Origin of the sequence: Flavobacterium sp. (assembly GCF_035760125.1) — a bacterium.
Lineage (GTDB): Bacteria > Bacteroidota > Bacteroidia > Flavobacteriales > Flavobacteriaceae > Flavobacterium.
The window spans coordinates 1-17,160 of record NZ_DASTTN010000380.1; the positions used below are offsets into that span (position 1 = coordinate 1).

Below are 17,160 nucleotides of genomic sequence, written 5' to 3' on the forward strand. Positions count from 1 at the left end.
ATGTTTCCCGTTCATCCCTTTTCGATAATCTCCATGACGGGTTTGTCTCTCATTCACAATTTTGAGATGCACTTGATGCGTAACAATCAGTTCAAAAACTGGTTTTACGGCATGTTCCGGCAAATATTTTAAAAGTGTTTCTGGCAAAGTGAATTATGAGTTATAAAAACTATTATGGATTTGTAGAAGAAACTGGCAATACTTTACCGTTAAAATATTTATTTCCTGTAAGAGTGAAATCATAAATATAATTGGCCATCTCACTAGCCGAAAGTGGCGCTTGATAGCCAGGAAATGCTTCCTGTAGCATTTCTGTTTGAACAGATCCTAAAGCCAAAACATTAAAAGAAATTCCTTGTTCTTTATACTCTTCTGCCAATAATTCGGACAAAGTAATTACGGCTCCTTTACTGGAACTATAAGCTGCCAATCCTGCAAACTTCAAGCTTCCCTGTACACCTCCCATAGAACTTATGGTTACCACATGACTCCCTTTTTGCAAATAAGGCAAACAGATTCGGGTTAAATTGGCAACACCAAAAACATTGACTTTATATATATTCTCGAAATCGTGCTGTGTCGTTTCCGAAAAAGGTCTCAACAACAAACTCCCTGCATTATGGACAACTGCATCAATTCTATCCCAAGAGGTGGAAAGAAAATTGGTTACTTGTACCAACTCTTCTTCGCTGGACAAATCAACCGAAAGACAAGTAATATTTTTATGGGAAAGCAAGGCTTGATTTGTTTTTCTTGACAAAGCAAGCACCTGATGTCCTGCATTTGCAAACTGCAAAGCCAACTCCAAACCTATTCCCCTACTGGTTCCTGTAATGATAATATTCTTCATGGAGCAAAAATAGTCAAAACAGTTAAAAAACAGTAATTTTAAATTTTAAAAAATACATTTTTATCCTGTAATAAACACATAAAAATCAAAATCAATAAATAAAAACAAGAACCTAAAAACTGGAGATTAGTTTACAAAGACTTAATATTACAAACTGCCTTTTTATTTTCCTAAATCACCATTATGATAACATTTAACAAAAACTATTTTGGATTCACAATTCTCATATTTTCCATTGAGATTTTGATTGCACTTTATGTCGCTGATCGATTTATCAGGCCATATCTTGGAGATGTTTTGGTTGCTATTTTAATCTATTGCTTTTTAAAATCCTTTCTCAAATTACCTGTTTTAACTGTTGCGATTACTGTATTGGCTTTCTCTTTCACAATCGAATTTCTGCAATTTTTGAATATCGTCGAAAAGCTAGGCTTAGAAAAATCAAAAATTGCCAGAACTGTTATCGGAACCTCATTTTCTTGGATTGATTTACTAACTTATACTATAGGAATTGCAATAGTATCAATTATCGAAAAATATTGGCATAAAAAACAAATGATCGAAAACTCAAAATAAAGTGATGAATTTAATTTTATTTATTTTTGCAAAAAAATAAATAAAAGAACCCATAATAATGATTGAAAAAATCCAATTTGAAGTAGCAAAAAACACCGACATAGAAGGTGTATTGGCATTACAGGATCTTTATTTGGTCTCCAATATGACCGAAGAAGAAAAAGCTTCAGGTTTTGTAACTACTCCTTTTTCTGTTGAACAATTACAAGAAGTGATTCGTCAAGAGGGTTTGTTTATTGCCAAAGACAATCATAAAATCATAGCCTATATTTTTGCGGCGAGCTGGAAATATTTTAGTCAGTGGGCTATTTTCAATCATATGACTCCTATGCTTCCTGATCTTTCATTTAAGGACTTTAAAATGACTGACACCAATACTTTTCAATATGGTCCTATTTGCATTGATAAAAAATACCGAGGAAAAGGCTTGATTAATCCTTTTTTCGACTTTATGCGTGTACATCTTTTGAAAAAATTTCCGGTAAGTATTACTTTCATCAACAAAACCAATTTACCTTCACAAAAAGCACATATTGAGAAGTTAAAATGGTCTATTATTGGAGATTTTCAATTCAACAACAACAATTATTTCATTTTGGCTTATGATATGAGTCAATCGTCATTGTAAATCTATCTAATATACTTTTTATAGACTTTAAAAGTTTGGAAGAAAGCCAAAACCACAAAAAACAACGGAATAAATATTGGCATTATGTATTTTGAAAAAGAAAGCTTGTTCTGGGATAAAGAATCCAATACCAATATTGCCACTAACATTCCCCAAAAGGTCCCCACTAAAGTTCCAAAAATATAATGGAATTTTAATTTTCGGTGCAATGATATGCGATTAGCATTCATTAAATACAAATTCCAAGCCATCCAAAACGGTATTTGAAGAAAATTCAATCCACACAATACCATCCCGATTAAAAAAGGAGAATATCGAACATAACCTTCCAAATAATTATGTTCTTCGACTGTTTGATTCGAATGGGCATAAAATAAATAGGCCAACAACAAAAGAAAAAATACGGCAAAAAAATCAATACCTTTCATTAGTTTTTTATTGTTCACCAATTGGTTGGCAAAAATAACTGTAAAATAAATCACAACAGCCTCAACGACTATTACACCTAACAAATAAGACACCAACGGATTTATTCCAAATTTAGAAAAAACCTCAACTCCAATAATGTTCAAATAACCAAGAGGCAGGGAACCTACAAAGCTTACAATAAATCCAACTATTATATTTTTAAAAGCTTTCATTTATTGAAAATTTATAATTTTCTTATTTTGCAATTGATGCAAACGATATTCTTTCATTCCTACTTTATGTGACAAATATGGAAACCCATTTTGATAATTTGCTACACTAATCTCAAACATATACGTAATGTGCCGAGCGAGTTCTTTCCATGCAAATAGCAGGCTGTGTTTTGGATCATAAATATGTGTTGGTTCACTGGCAGCTCCATTCAGTTCGACAACAGAAAAGCTTTTCCCTTGTTCCAAATCTTCAAATGAGCCATACATAATATCCAATCTTCCAAAATAAAACCCTGGAATTTGTATACACATTTCATTGAAAGTTGTTGTAAGCTCCTGCGTTACCCAATGACTCACATCAGTAAATTTAGCTCCACGCGCATGATTCCCGTAAGGCACAAGATTTATTTTTTCGCCATTAGGCAAAACTTCTTGCAATTTACTTCCGTATTCCTGTTTCAACACTTTTAATTGCAATTCATATCTAGGATTTTCTTTTATCAATTCTTCGATTGTAGCCACTCCATTTCCTGCAATTATCAAAAACTCCTTGGCAACTATTCCAGTAATCCTACCCTCTTTTTCGTGTGGATAGCGCACATAAAAAACACCTATTTCATTTTCATACGGAATCAAATCTTGCACAATAAAGTCGAAACTAGCTCTTTCTGTATACTGTTTTAAATCGGCTAAAGTTTCTATTTTTTTGACAGCAGAACCTCTCAAACCAATATCGGGTTTGGCAATAAAGGGATATTTAATTCCTGAATTTTCTACTATTTTGCTTATCTCATCAATAGAAGTTCCAACTTTAACCAATTCCGTTTTGGGGTAGTATTTTTTTGGAATTAGATTATAAATTTGCTTTTTACTTTCCATCATAAAACCGCCATTTTTAATCGTAGGATTGGATGCATTAAAGAAAAAAATAGATTTTGCTTTAATCGAATAGTAGGCCCATAGAAAATAAATCGGGGTATAAACGATTTGAAAAGGCCAGTATTCCCAGTGAGTTAATTTGTGAATGAATAGTTTCAATTTTGTAATTGTTTTATGGATTTTGTCAAAATTTAAAACTTTGACAAAGCTATTAAATGGTGATAAATGTTTTGGAATATTCGTTTTCTGCAATCAAATCCAAATGATGAATCATCACTTTGTTTTTCTCGATAACCGATTGAGTAATACTCAATGTTTTCATTTCATTGTTTCTATTTATAACCAAACCATCTTCATTATTAGCAGCTTCGGTATAGCGATGAAAATGCAGCATTTTAGCTTCTGTAATTTCGGGATTAGCGTCTAAAAAATCATAAAACCAATTCGCTCGCTGTTCCCTAATTGCTTTGGAATACAAGGTTGAAGAAGACCAAACATAATTTTTATCAGTATCTAAATCTAGCGTTGATTTCTCGATTCCATTCCAACGCAATTGAAAAAGTTTTTTATCCTGAAACAAAACTAAGGTAAAAGGCTCGATATTTTCTAAATTAATTTCATTCCAAAATTCCTCTGGAGAAGTACTACTAATCATTTCGAGAACAATTTGACCTCGACTCTTTCGATAGTTCAATTGCACTTGGTGTTTTTCATCGGCTCCGTTTAACAAAACCAAAACCGTTCCGTTCTCGTCAACTACGTACCAAGTTCCACCTGCTTTAGAGTCTTTTGGGTAAATAATATTTTTCCCGTTCAAGATGTAATTCTTTGGCGGAATAGCGCTGGGGCGGATTATTTTTTCATCACGATTGGAGGTAATGATAACCTTATCATTGGAACAAACAAAACTTACTGTACACATTGTTTTCTATATTCAATTGTAGAACGAGCCACTCCAAAATTATCATCAACAGCTACGTTTTCACATCTCAAAATCGCTACCTTAATCAATGCTTGATGATGAATGCAATGCTCTAAATTATATAACAATTCTCGGTAATAATTACTTTTAATATTGACCGCATTATCATCAATCGTTTGTTGCAATTCAATATTCTTATTCTCTTTTGAAATGCTATTCTTAATTTGCAAAATCATTTGAATAGCAAAATTAGTATTGGTTTCAATCAATGCATTTCGCTCTCTTTTATCATAATTTATAATTCCTGAATCATAATTTCGATTCAAACACTGAAATATCTCAATTATATGCCGAGTATGTTCACCAATGCTAGCACCACTCAATTCAAAACAAGATTTTGAATATTCCTCTTCAGACAATTGATTAAGTAATCCAATCAATTCATCCAGACTATTATTTATAGATGGAATTAGCATATTATAATTTCAATTTTAAGAGGTTGATAATTTTACTTTTATTCCGATAAATTAATGCAATACAACAAAGAAAAGTAATTATTGCCAAAACAAACAACTCTCCACCATCATTTTTAACTTCAATTCCCAACACAAAAAGATGAGAAAAAATTGCGCCTAACATTATTCCTGCTCCCATTAATGCTCCTAACAAAGTTGTTCTGGGAATCAGAATTAAAATTGCAGCGATTAACTCGGCTATTCCCGATCCAATTCTACCATACGGTTCTATACCCAAAGTCAAGAAAATATAAACACTTTCTTCGGCTGCTGTGAATTTAAAATACAGCGTTTGCAATAAAATGATTGCAGCTGTTAGCCGAAATAACCATTGTACAATTGATCCTTTCATGATTTCTTATTTTATAAATTTCTTCCAATTGGCATCAGCTTTTGCCTTCATGCTGGTTTCATCTTTGTTCCAACTTTTTAAGGTATTGTTGAAATAAGCATTATAAAACAAATACAATTTTCCGTCAATAATTTTAAAAGTTTCAGGATTGATTTCAACTTTCTCACCAGAACTTCCCATCGCATAGGCACACCAGCCACCGTATTGTGGCTCGAAGGAAGCCGGACTTTTCAAGAAAATTTCTTTATTTGCAGTCGAAGAAAATTGATAAATCACTCCATCATAAGTAACCGAAATTTCTTTTTTCCCTTTTATGGCTTTATTTTGTTTAAAATAAGACACAGGATCGTAACCTTGAATGGCAGCTTTATTTTCCAAATTATATTCGGATGCTTTTTTGCTCGCACTTTGTGCAAATGATGCCGAAGATGCAACGGCAATCAACAACAGTACTATTACTCTTTTCATAATAACCATTTTTTTTGTTAATCAAGTTTGATATTACAAATATAAAGCAGTAAAAAAAGGTAAAATGTCGGGTAGTTTACATTGGAGGCAAAATTTCTCTAAATCAATTGACTGCCTTGGCAAAACCAACCGTATCACGATACATTTGAGGCGAAACTTCGGCATTGGTTTTAAAGAAGCGACTAAAATAATGCTCATCATCATACCCTAGTTCATAGGCAATTTCTTTAACCGGTTTATTTGTTAAATACAATTCCCGTTTAGCTTCGATAATAATGCGTTCAGCAATTAAATTGGTCAACGTTTTATTGAAGTGATTTTTGGTGATTTTGGCTAAAGCTTTTGGAGAAATATTAAGTAAATCGGCATAATCACTGGCAGAATGTTTGGTTTTGAAATTTTGCTCAATGAAATTCTTTAAGTTTTGAAGAATAAATGGCGCTGTATTTTCTTTTATTGGAACAAACTCTTTTGGTTGTTGTTCTTTTTTTAACCGAGAGGCCGTAATGAGGAAGATTTTTAAATAGGATATCAACAACTCATATTGTGCCATTGCTGGATTCTGCATTTCAATCTTCATTTGTTCCAAAACCATATTGAATGTTGCTTTAGCCCCTTCATCAATTATCACATACGGTGGTTCATAAATATTATTGAACAAAACCCCATTACAAGCTACTTCATCATGGTGTTTCATAATACAAAAAAAATCGGGATGAAAATGAATCACTTTCCCTTCAATATCATCAGCCGATGAAAGCATAAAAGGTTGATATGGCGCAAAAGCTAATAATTGGTCTTTTGTAAAATCATATTCAGAAAAATCTACTTTTACTTTACCTTCCCCTTTTTTAATCCAAATTAATGAATAATAATTCAATCGCTGAATGTGATCAAAACAAGAAATGCTTTCAAAAGAAAAAAGTTTGAAAGCTAAATTTCCGTTTTGTGGATTGACTAAAGTAAACGTGGATTGATCTATCATACTATTCTATTTTTATGAACAAATTTAGTTTAAACCAGATTCTTTTAGTCTGTTTTTAAGGTTTTCTATTTCTTCTTCTAATTTTGAAATGTATTGAAACTTTGGTTCAAAAGCAATTTGTATTTCTTCCAGAGTAAAACGTTGTGTTATATGCTGGGGACAATTCCAGTCAAAGGCTTCAATATGAAAAAACATCATTCGCTCTGGACGAAACTGATAGTCACCTAAACCGAGTTTAGACAGTAATTCTGGATTGTCCTTGAGTTCAATAATTTCTGCTTTGGCTAAAATTTTCAGTCTCGCCCTTGCCGGATAATCAATCATTATTAGCGCCACATTATTGTTGGTTGCAAAATTCCCAACGGATATGTACTGTTTGTTTCCTGAAAAATCGATGAAACCAATCGTGTTTTTATCTAAGACTTTCACAAAACCTTTGGGTCCACCTCGATGCTGAATATAAGGAAAGTTTTTTTCTCCAATAGATGCCAAATAAAAACTATCCCGATTGCTTATAAAATTCATTTCATTTTCGGATAATCCATCAACAATATTGAATTTTTCCATTCGTTCATATCCTTTTCGACTACCGTGTACTTCTTGTAGCGCTTTGACAGCATCCGTAAAAGCTATTTCTGCAAAATTTTTAGCCATGAGAAATTATTTAAATTTTCTATCTTTTTCATCTATTGGTAAATCATTGATACTGGCAAACCGTTTGCGCATCAAACCATTTTCGTCAAACTCCCAGTTTTCATTTCCGTAGGCACGAAACCACTGTCCTGCCTCATTTCGGTATTCATATTCAAAACGAACCGCCATACGATTTTCGCGAAAACCCCATAACTCTTTTTTGAGTTTATAATCGAGTTCTTTTTTCCATTTGGCTTTTAAAAACTCTTTTACGGCATCTCGACCATTAATAAAATCCTTTCTATTACGCCATTCCGTGTCGATAGTATATGCCAAAGCAACGCGTTCTGGGTCTTTACTATTCCAGGCATCTTCTGCCAATTGTACTTTTTCTAAAGCAGTTTCCATATTAAATGGAGGAAGTGGATGTCTCTGTTCCATGATAATTAAATTTGCTTAAATATAATGCAAACCAAATCACATTGAATTGATTTGCACCATTTTAGTTTTAAAAAAAATATAATTTATAAAGATGGTGCCAAAGGAAAATCAACAGGTACTTGTGTCAAATTGTGCAAAAAGTTCATCGCAGTTTTATCGCTTATCAGGAGTATCAAATCAACTAAATTCTCATTAGTATAACCTTGAGCAAAAAAAGCGTCAACTAAATCAGAATTAGCGTTTCCTCTAGTCTGTGTAATTTCGGCAGCAAGTTGAACCAGTGCATTCAATTTGGCATCAGTAGCTTTTCCTCTTCGGATATCTAATAATTGCTCATCTGTAAAACCATTCATTTTCCCTATAACAGTATGGGCACTTTGGCAATACGTACAGTTGTTAACTTGACTTACGATTAAATTTACCGCTTCTTTTTCTTTATTGGATAAAGAAGTTTTGGCATTTTGATAGGCTAAATATTTTTCTAACCCATTTTTTGAATACGCTATAGTAGCATATAAATTTGGAACAAATCCTAATGCTTTTTGCAGATTGTCAAAAATTACTTGATTGTTTTCTGAAACTTCTGATCTTGTTGGAACTGAAAATGTTGTAGTTGTCATTTTATTTTTCTTTAAAATTGCTTGCCTTTATTGACATCACAAAGATGCGACAGCTTTAAAATTTATAAAATGGACAATGAACGCAAGGTGGTGGACAATTTTCCTTCCTCAAAAACTATTTTAATGATTTAACCTTTGCAATAAGAAGTTCTTCTATATGTAGACTGGTTTAGAACTAAGAAAAAAAATGCAATAGTTGAAAAACTATAATTTAGTAATGTCTTCTATGATGATTTCTTTCCGATTGTAATACAATAATCCTTTGGTTTCCATTTCATTTAGCAATTGAGTGGCAGTTTGCCTGGAAGTACAAATAATTTGAGCTATATCATTCTGAGTTAGATAATTTTCAAGAACAACTCTATTTTCGGTGCGTTTACCTTCTCTTTCAGCCCAATCTTTTAGGAATTGATACAACCGGGTTTTGGCATCCTTTGAAATTAAATTAGCATAACTGTTTTTAATGCGTTTCATTTTCAATCCTACAAACTTGGTATAAGACAACGCCAAACTAGGATTTTGAAGCAATAGATTTTCAAAATCGGATAATAAGAAACTGCAGATAATGATTTCATCCGTCAATGCTTTCGCATATTCATTGGAATTCACATCGTTTTCCAAGGTCAATTCTCCAAACAAATCTCCTTTTTGAATAATGTCTTTGATAGTTTCATTTCCGTCTTCATCGACAGCAACAATTTTGATACTTCCTTTTTTGAGTAAAAATACTCTAGGTACATCTGAGGAAGAAAAATAGATTATATCTCCTTTTTTGGCTTTTTTAAAACCTGTAATGATACACAATTGCTTGATTTGTGACATACTCAATGTCCAAAACAATTTATGATTCCGAAGATACCAATATTTTAATTCGTCGTACATAACAATTTATAAGTGTGTTGCCAATTCATGTAAAAATAAACAAAGTCTTGTTCAAAAAAATACATCTATTAAATAATAAATCCAAACTTGAAATTCAAGTTTGGATTTATATATTGAATAAAAAAAAGTATTATGCAATTAAGGTTCTTGAAATTACAATACGCTGAATTTCTGAAGTACCTTCATAAATTTGGGTAATTTTAGCATCACGCATCATACGTTCTACGTGATACTCGGCTACATAACCGTTTCCACCGTGAATTTGCACAGCTTCGATAGTAGTATCCATAGCGGTTTGGGAAGCAAATAATTTGGCCATTGCTCCAGACTGAGAAATATCCATTCCTTGATCTTTTTGATAAGCTGCATTAAAACACAACAATCTCGCTGCCGAAATTTGTGTTGCCATATCAGCCAATTTGAAAGCTATCGCTTGATGCTTGAAAATTTCTTTTCCAAAAGCTTTACGTTCCTGAGAATATTTCAAAGCCAATTCGTAAGCACCTGTTGCAATTCCCAAAGCTTGCGACGCAATACCGATACGACCACCGTTTAAAACTGACATAGCAAAATTAAATCCAAAACCATCAGCTCCAATTCTATTTTCCTTAGGCACTTTCACATCATTAAACAATAAGGAATGAGTGTCAGAACCACGAATACCCATTTTCTTTTCTTTTGGACCAATATCAAATCCAGCCCAACCTTTTTCAACAATAAAAGCATTGATCCCTTTATGTCCTTTTTCAATATCCGTTTGAGCAATTACAATATATGTTGAAGCAGAAGCACCATTGGTAATCCAGTTTTTGGTTCCATTCAACAAATAATGGTCTCCTTTGTCAATCGCAGTAGTTTTTTGAGAAGTTGCATCCGAACCAGCTTCTGGCTCAGATAAACAAAATGCTCCAATCACCTCTCCTTTGGCAAGTGGAACCAAATATTTCATCTTTTGTTCTTCATTACAGTATTTTTCTAATCCTGCACAAACCAATGAATTATTCACGGACATAATAACAGCTGCCGAAGCATCAACTTTGGCAATTTCGGTAATAGCCAGAACATAAGAAACGCTATCAAGACCAGAACCACCATATTTGGGATCAACCATCATTCCCAGAAACCCAAGTTCAGCCATTTTTTTGACCTGTTCTGTAGGAAATTTAGAATGCTCGTCTCTTTCTATTACTCCTTCCAACAATTCAGTTTGAGCAAAATCTCGCGCTGCTTGCTGTATCATTAATTGTTCTTCGGTTAGATTAAAATCCATAATAATGTAAAATAAAAATTGGTTTTTGTTTTAAAAATGTTGTCAAAGGTACTTTTTAATTATGAAATTTTCAATTTTGAATCGTAAATTTGGCCTATGAAAAAAGATTACTATAACGTTATCGGAGTGATGTCAGGAACTTCGCTAGATGGAGTCGATTTGGCTCATATTCAATTCCAAATAAAAGACAGCAAATGGACATTCAAGATTCTTGAATGCGAAACTATTTCTTACGATTCAAATTGGATTTCTGTCTTAAAAACAGCTGTTGATTATAGTGAAGACCAACTATTGGAATTAAATAAAAACTACACTCAACTGTTGGCGTCCATCATTGCTGATTTCATAGAAAAACATACTCTTGTAAATTTAGATGCAGTTTGTTCACATGGACATACCATTTTACATCAACCTCAAAATGGTTTTACACTACAAATTGGTAATTTACCCGAAATAGCAAAACTGACACAACAAAAAGTAGTTTGTGATTTTAGAATTCAAGATGTTCAATTAGGAGGACAAGGAGCTCCATTGGTACCCATCGGTGATCGCATACTATTTTCTGAATATGATTATTGCATGAATCTTGGCGGTTTTTCAAATGTATCTTTTGAAGAAAATAATACCCGAATTGCATTTGACATTTCAGCCGTAAACACGGTTCTTAATTTTTATGCAAATCAATTGGGTCTGGACTATGATGACAAAGGTCAAATTTCCCGCACCGGTAATTGCAACGTTAATTTACTAAATGAATTGAACGCCTTGAACTTTTATCAAAAAAAACATCCAAAATCACTGGGTTTTGAATTTGTGAAAGAAGTTATTTTGCCAATGATAGAAGGTTATCAAATATCCATTGAAGACAAATTGCACACCTATACTGAACATATCGCCATTCAAATAGCATTGGCTTTGCCAAAGAAAAAAGGGAGCATGTTAACTACAGGAGGAGGTGCCTACAATGATTTCCTAATCGAAAGAATTCAATTTCATTTGCCAGAAATGGATGTTATCATTCCGTCAAAAAAAATCCTGGAATTCAAAGAAGCTTTAATATTTGCTTTATTGGGTGTTTTAAAAATACGCGAAGAAGTTAATGCACTTCAGAGCGTAACAGGGGCAAAATACGACCACAGCTCTGGAGTAATTTATAACAGCTAAAAAATATCGGGTGGATTTAAATATTCCCAAGTATTAATTCTAAATCCTGTACCGGCAAATCTGTTGTTTTTAAGAAACAAAAAAAAATCGGCAAAATCAATAAAAGACATTTTCCCGCACCTTCTGTAAGTGATTATTTACTAGGTAATTATAATTTTATAAGAATTAGTCAACTATAACGTTATAATTTACACATTTAACAAAATAAAGCACTCTGTTCATGATATTTCTAACGATTTAGCATTAATTTTGCCCAAATTTTTAAAATACCTACCAATCATGAAAAAAATAGTACTGGCAATAACATTGATTATTTCGGCCATATTCTCTGTGGCAAATGCTCAACAACAAATCGTATTTGAAGGGGTGACTATTCCTAGAACAATGGCATTTGAAAACAAAACTTTGCAACTGAATGGTGCAGGATCTAGATCAAAAATGTGGGTCGAAGTATATATTCAAGCTTTGTATTTGAGTCAACTATCCCAAAATCCTAAAGAAATCATTAATGACAACTTAGAAATGTCGATTCGAATAGAAATCACTTCTGCATTAGTTTCTTCAGGGAAATTGACTAGAGCATTAAATGCTGGATTCGAAAAATCTGCAGGAACCGAATTCAATACTCTAAAACCAAAAATGGAATTATTAAAAAGCTATTTGGCTGAAGAAATCAAAAGAGGAGACGTTTTTGAATTAACATACAACCCAATTGACAGTTCTGTTTGGGTTACAAAAAATGGTACCCTAAAAGGAAAAGTTCCTGGGTTTGATTTCAAAAAAGTATTTTTCGGTATTTGGCTGGGTGACAATCCAGTAGATGAAGAATTAAAAAACAGCTTATTAGGAGTCTAAGAATCATTATTTACTGTTTCAAAAAAAAATAAATACCATATTTATAAATGAGCATGACTTAATATTGGTTGCCAATACCAATATTAAGTCATGCTCATTCTCTTTTTAAAAGAGCCTAAAATATAGAAGTGCATTTGTATCTGCAAAGGATATAAAAGCACTTTTTTATTGGTAAAACTCAAAGGCAAAAAAAAATATACCAAATACATATTTCTCATAAAACCTTTTATATATTTGTCAAAAATAAATATATCACAATAATATGAAAGATTTATTAAAGAAATTCGAAAATAAAGCTCCTGAAATCATTTTCAACTGGAAAGATTCTGAAACCGAAGCTGAAGGCTGGACTGTGATTAACTCTCTTCGTGGCGGTGCCGCAGGTGGTGGAACACGTATGAGAAAAGGACTTGATATGAATGAGGTTTTGTCATTGGCAAAAACCATGGAAGTGAAATTTTCGGTTTCTGGACCAGCGATTGGTGGTGCTAAATCTGGAATCAATTTTGACCCGAACGATCCCCGCAAAAAAGGAGTTTTGCAACGTTGGTACAAAGCGGTTTCCCCATTATTAAAAAGTTATTACGGAACAGGTGGCGATTTGAACGTCGATGAAATTCACGAAGTAATCCCAATGACCGAAGAATGTGGTGTTTGGCATCCACAAGAAGGTGTTTTCAACGGACACTTCAAGCCTACCGAAGCTGATAAAATCAATAGAATCGGACAATTACGTCAAGGGGTGATTAAAGTAATCGAAAACCCAAGATTCTCACCAGATGTAACCAGAAAATACACAATTGCCGATATGATTACCGGTTATGGTGTTGCAGAAGCGGTACGTCATTTCTACGATATTTATGGTGGTTCTGTAAAAGGAAAGAAAGCCATTGTTCAAGGTTTTGGAAATGTAGGATCGGCTGCAGCATTTTATTTGGCCGAAATGGGAGCCAAAATCATAGGAATCATTGATAGAGACGGGGGATTAATCAACGAAGATGGTTTTACTTTTGAAGAAATAAAAACATTATTCCTTGCCAAAGACGGAAATAAATTAGTAGCCGATAATATGATTCCTTTTGAGGAAATCAACCAAAAAATCTGGACAATTGGTGCTGAAATATTCACTCCTTGTGCTGCTTCAAGATTGGTCGCTCAGAGCCAAATTGACAGCTTAATTGCCAATGGATTGGAAGTAATTTCATGTGGAGCCAACGTTCCTTTTGCTGACAAAGAAATTTTCTTCGGTTCTATCATGGAAGAAGTTGATCGTAAAGTAAGTTTGATTCCTGATTTTATTTCGAATTGCGGAATGGCCAGAGTTTTTGCTTATTTCATGGAAAAGAAAGTACAAATGACTGACGAAGCCATTTTTAACGACACTTCCGAAACGATCAAAAAAGCCATTGCTAAAGCTTATGACTTAAACAACTCTAAAACAAACATTAGTGCTACGGCATTTGAGATTGCCTTAAAGCAATTGACATAACAAAATACAATTTACTCAAAATCTCCAACACCGATTGAACGGCTTTAAAACTGTTTGATCCGTGTTTTTTATTGCCTATTCTGGGTTTAACACTCTTGCAGTTTTTTATTCTTGACAATTTTTAGTACTTTTCAACGTTTTTATAAGTACACTTTTTTAATTCAATTTCCACAATGAGTTCTACACTTTCCAACGATCAAAAGAAATCATTAGTCCTATCCATACTCATTTACGCATCCTTATTGTTGCTGTTATTTTTCATTCGTTTTTGGCCACCATATAATCCTGAAAACAATGTAGCACTTGCTGGTGGCGGAGGCGGAGGTGTTACCTTAAACTTTGGTGACAGTGATTTAGGATCTGGAAAAAACACAAAAAGCGAGGTTTTGAATGTGCAAAATCAAGCCAAACAAGTTCCTGCCAAAAGCACTCCTGACGAAGCCATTTTATCTCAAGAAAATGCCACCGAAGAAAGTGTAGTTATTCCGCAAAAAGAGAAACCTAAAAAAACGGAAGTGGTTGTCAAACCCGAGATCAAGCCAGAAGTTGTTAAACCAAAAGTTTCAAATTCTACCAATGATGCCTTGGCCAGCATTCTAAAAGGCTCCAACAAAGGAGGTGACGGCGATGACAAAACTGCCGGCAACAAAGGAAAATCCAATGGAAGTTTGGCCGCGACCGGCTATTACGGCACAGGCGGTTCTGGTGGTGGTACCGGCGGTGGAAATGGGACAGGAAACGGCATTGGCAATGGCAGCGGTTATGGCCCTGGTAGTGGCGGTGGATCTGGTGGTGGCAATGGTGGCGGTTCCGGTTATTCGCTAGGCAATAGAAAAGCGCTCTCCAAACCCGCTCCAAAATACACTTGCAACGAATCCGGTAAAGTAGTTGTCGAAGTTTCTGTGGATCGAAACGGAAGCACCATCAACGCCGTTGCGGGTATAAAAGGCACGACCAACACTGCAAAATGCTTATTGGATCAAGCCCGAATTGCAGCCATGAACACCAAATGGGATGCCAGCTCTGATGCTCCCGAAAAACAAGTGGGCAAGATTGTTTACAATTTCAATTTGAATTAGGAGCAGGGCTTTTGTCTATTCCATCAACAGTTGTCCCGCTATCCGTTATATTCCACTTCACACGAGCGAAGCGAACTGGCGAAGCAATCGGGGCTAGTTTACATGTTTAGTTTTTCAGAAGACATTTTATTAAAAACTCCTCTTTTATCAAAACCAAAATTGTTAAGTTACTTGTGGAGATTCCGCAATCATTATCAAAAAAATTCAATTAACAACACAAAATATCTCATTTTTCAGGAATGTCGCGTGAGGGATAGAAGCAAGCTACCAAAGTAGCGCGTATAGCCCGACCACAATAAAAAAATGGGCGACTCTAGATAATCTAAAGTAGCCCATTTCTTTATTGTGGTCACGCCCAAACGAAATTTAAAATTTTACTTCGGACTCGTGGCGATGACAAATTTTAAGTTATTCTTCACCCCTATTTGTAATACATCGACCAAATCCTGCACCTGCAAATTGAACGGAATTCGAACAATAACCGTTTGGTCTTTTTGAGTATTCATTTTGGACATTAAAGTGGTTTCTAGTTCTTCGAAAGCAACGGGTTGCTTGTCGATAAAGAATTTCTTGTCTTCGGTAACCGATAAACTGATGTATTGCTTGTTGGTTTTTTCATTGGTTTTTGACTTTGGTAATGTCATTTTGATGACATTTGGATTGGCCAAAGTAGAGATGATCAAGAAAAACAGCAACAAAAAAAACATGATGTCACTCAAGGACGAAGTGGCGACTTCGGCGTGAAATCTTCTTTTTCTTTTGATAGACATGATTTATGCTTTTTGGATGATATTTACGAATTCCAATATTTGTTTTTGCACTTTCAAGGCATAGTTGTCAATCTTTCCGTTCAGCAAGTGGTAAGCGCTGTAGGCAATAATACCTACGATTAATCCTGATCCACTGCTGATCATTTTTTCATACAACCCTCCCGAAATATTACCGATACTGATATTTTCCGTTACCGAGATGCTGTAAAAAATCTTGATTACCCCAGAAATCGTTCCGATAAACCCTAGCGTTGGAGCAATACCTGCGATAAGTCCCAATTGCCCTAAATGTTGTTCCATTTCGGCAATTTCGATATCGGCAGCACGGTCCATATTCGATTCTATTTCAGCAATTGGACGTCCTATCAACGTAATGCCTTCTTTGATGACGTTTCCTGATGCGGTATTGGTTCTCTCGGTTATGGAACGAGCCAAATCGAAATTTCCTGATGTCAAGTGATCTTTAACATCACGCATCAAAAGCGGATCGACTTTCGCCTTTTTATTGATGTACAAATAACGTTCTATAATCACATAAAAAGTGTAAAACAATAAGATTGCAATAGGGATTAAAAAAAATCCTCCTTTTAGAATAAAACCTAAAACGGAGATTTCGGTATTGGGTGCTATTTTTTCGATAACAACATTGGACGCAGCATTTGCAAGAGTATCAGCTTGTAATTGTATGAAACTAAACATATATTATTCTGGGTTTATAATCATTAATTCTAAAAATTATTTCAATTTTGCAGTAAGAAACTAAAAAACAATAAAAGACATATTTTGTCTCGTTCCTTTGCCCTTTTTCTTCGTTATAAATTTTTTGAATAGCCCAGCTATTGAAATAATTTATGCCTTGTAAAAGAACAAATTAACTTCGCCAATTCTATTTCTTTTATTATTCCTTAGTTTCTGAAATAATTTCACTGTAATATTAAACTAAAAAAAGCGAAAATTATTTCAATCTACAACTATTTTATCAAAAAATAATGAACTATCAAGAAACCACAAACTGGATGTTTAATCAACTTCCAATGTATCAATTGCAAGGGGCTTCGGCTTATAAAAAAGACTTGACCAATGTTAATCTATTGGCGGATCATCTTGATAATCCTCATAAAAAGATAAAATGCATACACGT

The 17,160-nt window shown here is 34.0% G+C and carries 21 protein-coding genes and 2 pseudogenes; 7 read left to right on the plus strand and 16 right to left on the minus strand.

The features are described from left to right. Both VFS71_RS13520 and VFS71_RS13525 read right to left on the minus strand, forming a co-directional pair. A pseudogene (locus tag VFS71_RS13520) lies at window positions 1-147 on the minus strand (sprT domain-containing protein); the annotation flags it as partial. A gap of 25 nt (window positions 148-172) precedes the next feature. Continuing rightward, window positions 173-850 carry an SDR family oxidoreductase gene (locus VFS71_RS13525; protein WP_326401840.1) on the minus strand — a complete coding sequence of 226 codons (678 nt, stop codon included), beginning with the start codon at window positions 848-850 and terminating at the stop codon, window positions 173-175. Between the two features lie 183 nt (window positions 851-1,033). Between VFS71_RS13525 and VFS71_RS13530 the strand changes: the two genes are divergently transcribed. Next, complete coding sequence (locus VFS71_RS13530) at window positions 1,034-1,426, plus strand: DUF2809 domain-containing protein (protein ID WP_326401841.1); 393 nt, start codon at window positions 1,034-1,036, stop codon at window positions 1,424-1,426. Between the two features lie 58 nt (window positions 1,427-1,484). Beyond that, window positions 1,485-2,054, plus strand: coding sequence for a GNAT family acetyltransferase (locus tag VFS71_RS13535; protein WP_326401842.1), 570 nt, complete (start codon window positions 1,485-1,487; stop codon window positions 2,052-2,054). Between the two features lie 2 nt (window positions 2,055-2,056). Here VFS71_RS13535 and VFS71_RS13540 read toward each other — a convergent pair whose 3' ends face one another. From VFS71_RS13540 to VFS71_RS13595, 12 genes are all read right to left on the minus strand, one after another. Continuing rightward, on the minus strand, window positions 2,057-2,695 hold the full coding sequence (locus VFS71_RS13540) for a hypothetical protein (protein ID WP_326401843.1): 639 nt from the start codon (window positions 2,693-2,695) through the stop codon (window positions 2,057-2,059). Further along, window positions 2,696-3,733 carry a D-alanine--D-alanine ligase gene (locus tag VFS71_RS13545; protein ID WP_326401844.1) on the minus strand — a complete coding sequence of 346 codons (1,038 nt, stop codon included), beginning with the start codon at window positions 3,731-3,733 and terminating at the stop codon, window positions 2,696-2,698. 52 nt (window positions 3,734-3,785) lie between these two features. Then, the gene (locus VFS71_RS13550) at window positions 3,786-4,496 is read right to left on the minus strand and encodes an NRDE family protein (RefSeq protein ID WP_326401845.1); all 711 of its coding nucleotides are present in this window, start codon (window positions 4,494-4,496) and stop codon (window positions 3,786-3,788) included. Beyond that, a complete protein-coding gene (locus VFS71_RS13555) occupies window positions 4,484-4,972 on the minus strand; it encodes a DinB family protein (RefSeq protein ID WP_326401846.1) in 489 nt (162 codons plus the stop codon). Before VFS71_RS13555 ends, VFS71_RS13550 begins: the two co-directional genes overlap by 13 nt. 1 nt (window position 4,973) lies before the next feature. Beyond that, window positions 4,974-5,363, minus strand: a complete 390-nt coding sequence (locus VFS71_RS13560; protein ID WP_326401847.1) for a DoxX family protein — start codon at window positions 5,361-5,363, stop codon at window positions 4,974-4,976. A gap of 6 nt (window positions 5,364-5,369) precedes the next feature. Next, window positions 5,370-5,831 (minus strand): YHS domain-containing (seleno)protein, encoded by a 462-nt coding sequence (locus tag VFS71_RS13565; RefSeq protein WP_326401849.1) that lies wholly within the window; start codon window positions 5,829-5,831, stop codon window positions 5,370-5,372. 103 nt (window positions 5,832-5,934) lie between these two features. Beyond that, on the minus strand, window positions 5,935-6,816 hold the full coding sequence (locus tag VFS71_RS13570; RefSeq protein ID WP_326401851.1) for a helix-turn-helix domain-containing protein: 882 nt from the start codon (window positions 6,814-6,816) through the stop codon (window positions 5,935-5,937). 24 nt (window positions 6,817-6,840) lie between these two features. After that, window positions 6,841-7,470, minus strand: a complete 630-nt coding sequence (locus VFS71_RS13575) for a pyridoxamine 5'-phosphate oxidase family protein (protein ID WP_326401853.1) — start codon at window positions 7,468-7,470, stop codon at window positions 6,841-6,843. A gap of 6 nt (window positions 7,471-7,476) precedes the next feature. After that, a complete protein-coding gene (locus VFS71_RS13580) occupies window positions 7,477-7,890 on the minus strand; it encodes a nuclear transport factor 2 family protein (RefSeq protein WP_326401855.1) in 414 nt (137 codons plus the stop codon). An 83-nt stretch (window positions 7,891-7,973) separates the two neighbouring features. Further along, entirely contained in the window at window positions 7,974-8,510 is a 537-nt protein-coding gene (locus VFS71_RS13585) for a carboxymuconolactone decarboxylase family protein (RefSeq protein WP_326401856.1), read from the minus strand. Between the two features lie 204 nt (window positions 8,511-8,714). Beyond that, window positions 8,715-9,392 carry a Crp/Fnr family transcriptional regulator gene (locus tag VFS71_RS13590; protein ID WP_326401858.1) on the minus strand — a complete coding sequence of 226 codons (678 nt, stop codon included), beginning with the start codon at window positions 9,390-9,392 and terminating at the stop codon, window positions 8,715-8,717. Between the two features lie 130 nt (window positions 9,393-9,522). Continuing rightward, window positions 9,523-10,662 (minus strand): acyl-CoA dehydrogenase family protein, encoded by a 1,140-nt coding sequence (locus VFS71_RS13595; RefSeq protein WP_326401860.1) that lies wholly within the window; start codon window positions 10,660-10,662, stop codon window positions 9,523-9,525. 96 nt (window positions 10,663-10,758) lie between these two features. Here VFS71_RS13595 and VFS71_RS13600 point away from each other — a divergent pair, with 96 nt between their 5' ends. The 4 genes from VFS71_RS13600 to VFS71_RS13615 all read left to right on the plus strand — a co-directional run bounded on the left by VFS71_RS13600 (window position 10,759) and on the right by VFS71_RS13615 (window position 15,249). Beyond that, window positions 10,759-11,826 carry an anhydro-N-acetylmuramic acid kinase gene (locus VFS71_RS13600; RefSeq protein ID WP_326401862.1) on the plus strand — a complete coding sequence of 356 codons (1,068 nt, stop codon included), beginning with the start codon at window positions 10,759-10,761 and terminating at the stop codon, window positions 11,824-11,826. A 279-nt stretch (window positions 11,827-12,105) separates the two neighbouring features. After that, the gene (locus VFS71_RS13605) at window positions 12,106-12,681 is read left to right on the plus strand and encodes a chalcone isomerase family protein (RefSeq protein ID WP_326401864.1); all 576 of its coding nucleotides are present in this window, start codon (window positions 12,106-12,108) and stop codon (window positions 12,679-12,681) included. Between the two features lie 262 nt (window positions 12,682-12,943). Beyond that, a complete protein-coding gene (locus tag VFS71_RS13610; protein WP_326401866.1) occupies window positions 12,944-14,170 on the plus strand; it encodes a Glu/Leu/Phe/Val dehydrogenase dimerization domain-containing protein in 1,227 nt (408 codons plus the stop codon). A gap of 173 nt (window positions 14,171-14,343) precedes the next feature. Continuing rightward, window positions 14,344-15,249: an energy transducer TonB gene (locus VFS71_RS13615; RefSeq protein ID WP_326401869.1), complete on the plus strand. Its 906-nt coding sequence runs from the start codon at window positions 14,344-14,346 to the stop codon at window positions 15,247-15,249. A 374-nt stretch (window positions 15,250-15,623) separates the two neighbouring features. Here the strand turns inward: VFS71_RS13615 and VFS71_RS13620 are convergent, their stop codons facing one another. Next, window positions 15,624-16,019, minus strand: a complete 396-nt coding sequence (locus VFS71_RS13620; protein ID WP_326401871.1) for a biopolymer transporter ExbD — start codon at window positions 16,017-16,019, stop codon at window positions 15,624-15,626. Between the two features lie 3 nt (window positions 16,020-16,022). Continuing rightward, entirely contained in the window at window positions 16,023-16,718 is a 696-nt protein-coding gene (locus tag VFS71_RS13625) for a MotA/TolQ/ExbB proton channel family protein (protein ID WP_326401873.1), read from the minus strand. A gap of 290 nt (window positions 16,719-17,008) precedes the next feature. Here VFS71_RS13625 and VFS71_RS13630 point away from each other — a divergent pair. Beyond that, window positions 17,009-17,160: pseudogene (locus tag VFS71_RS13630) on the plus strand (bifunctional folylpolyglutamate synthase/dihydrofolate synthase); the annotation flags it as partial.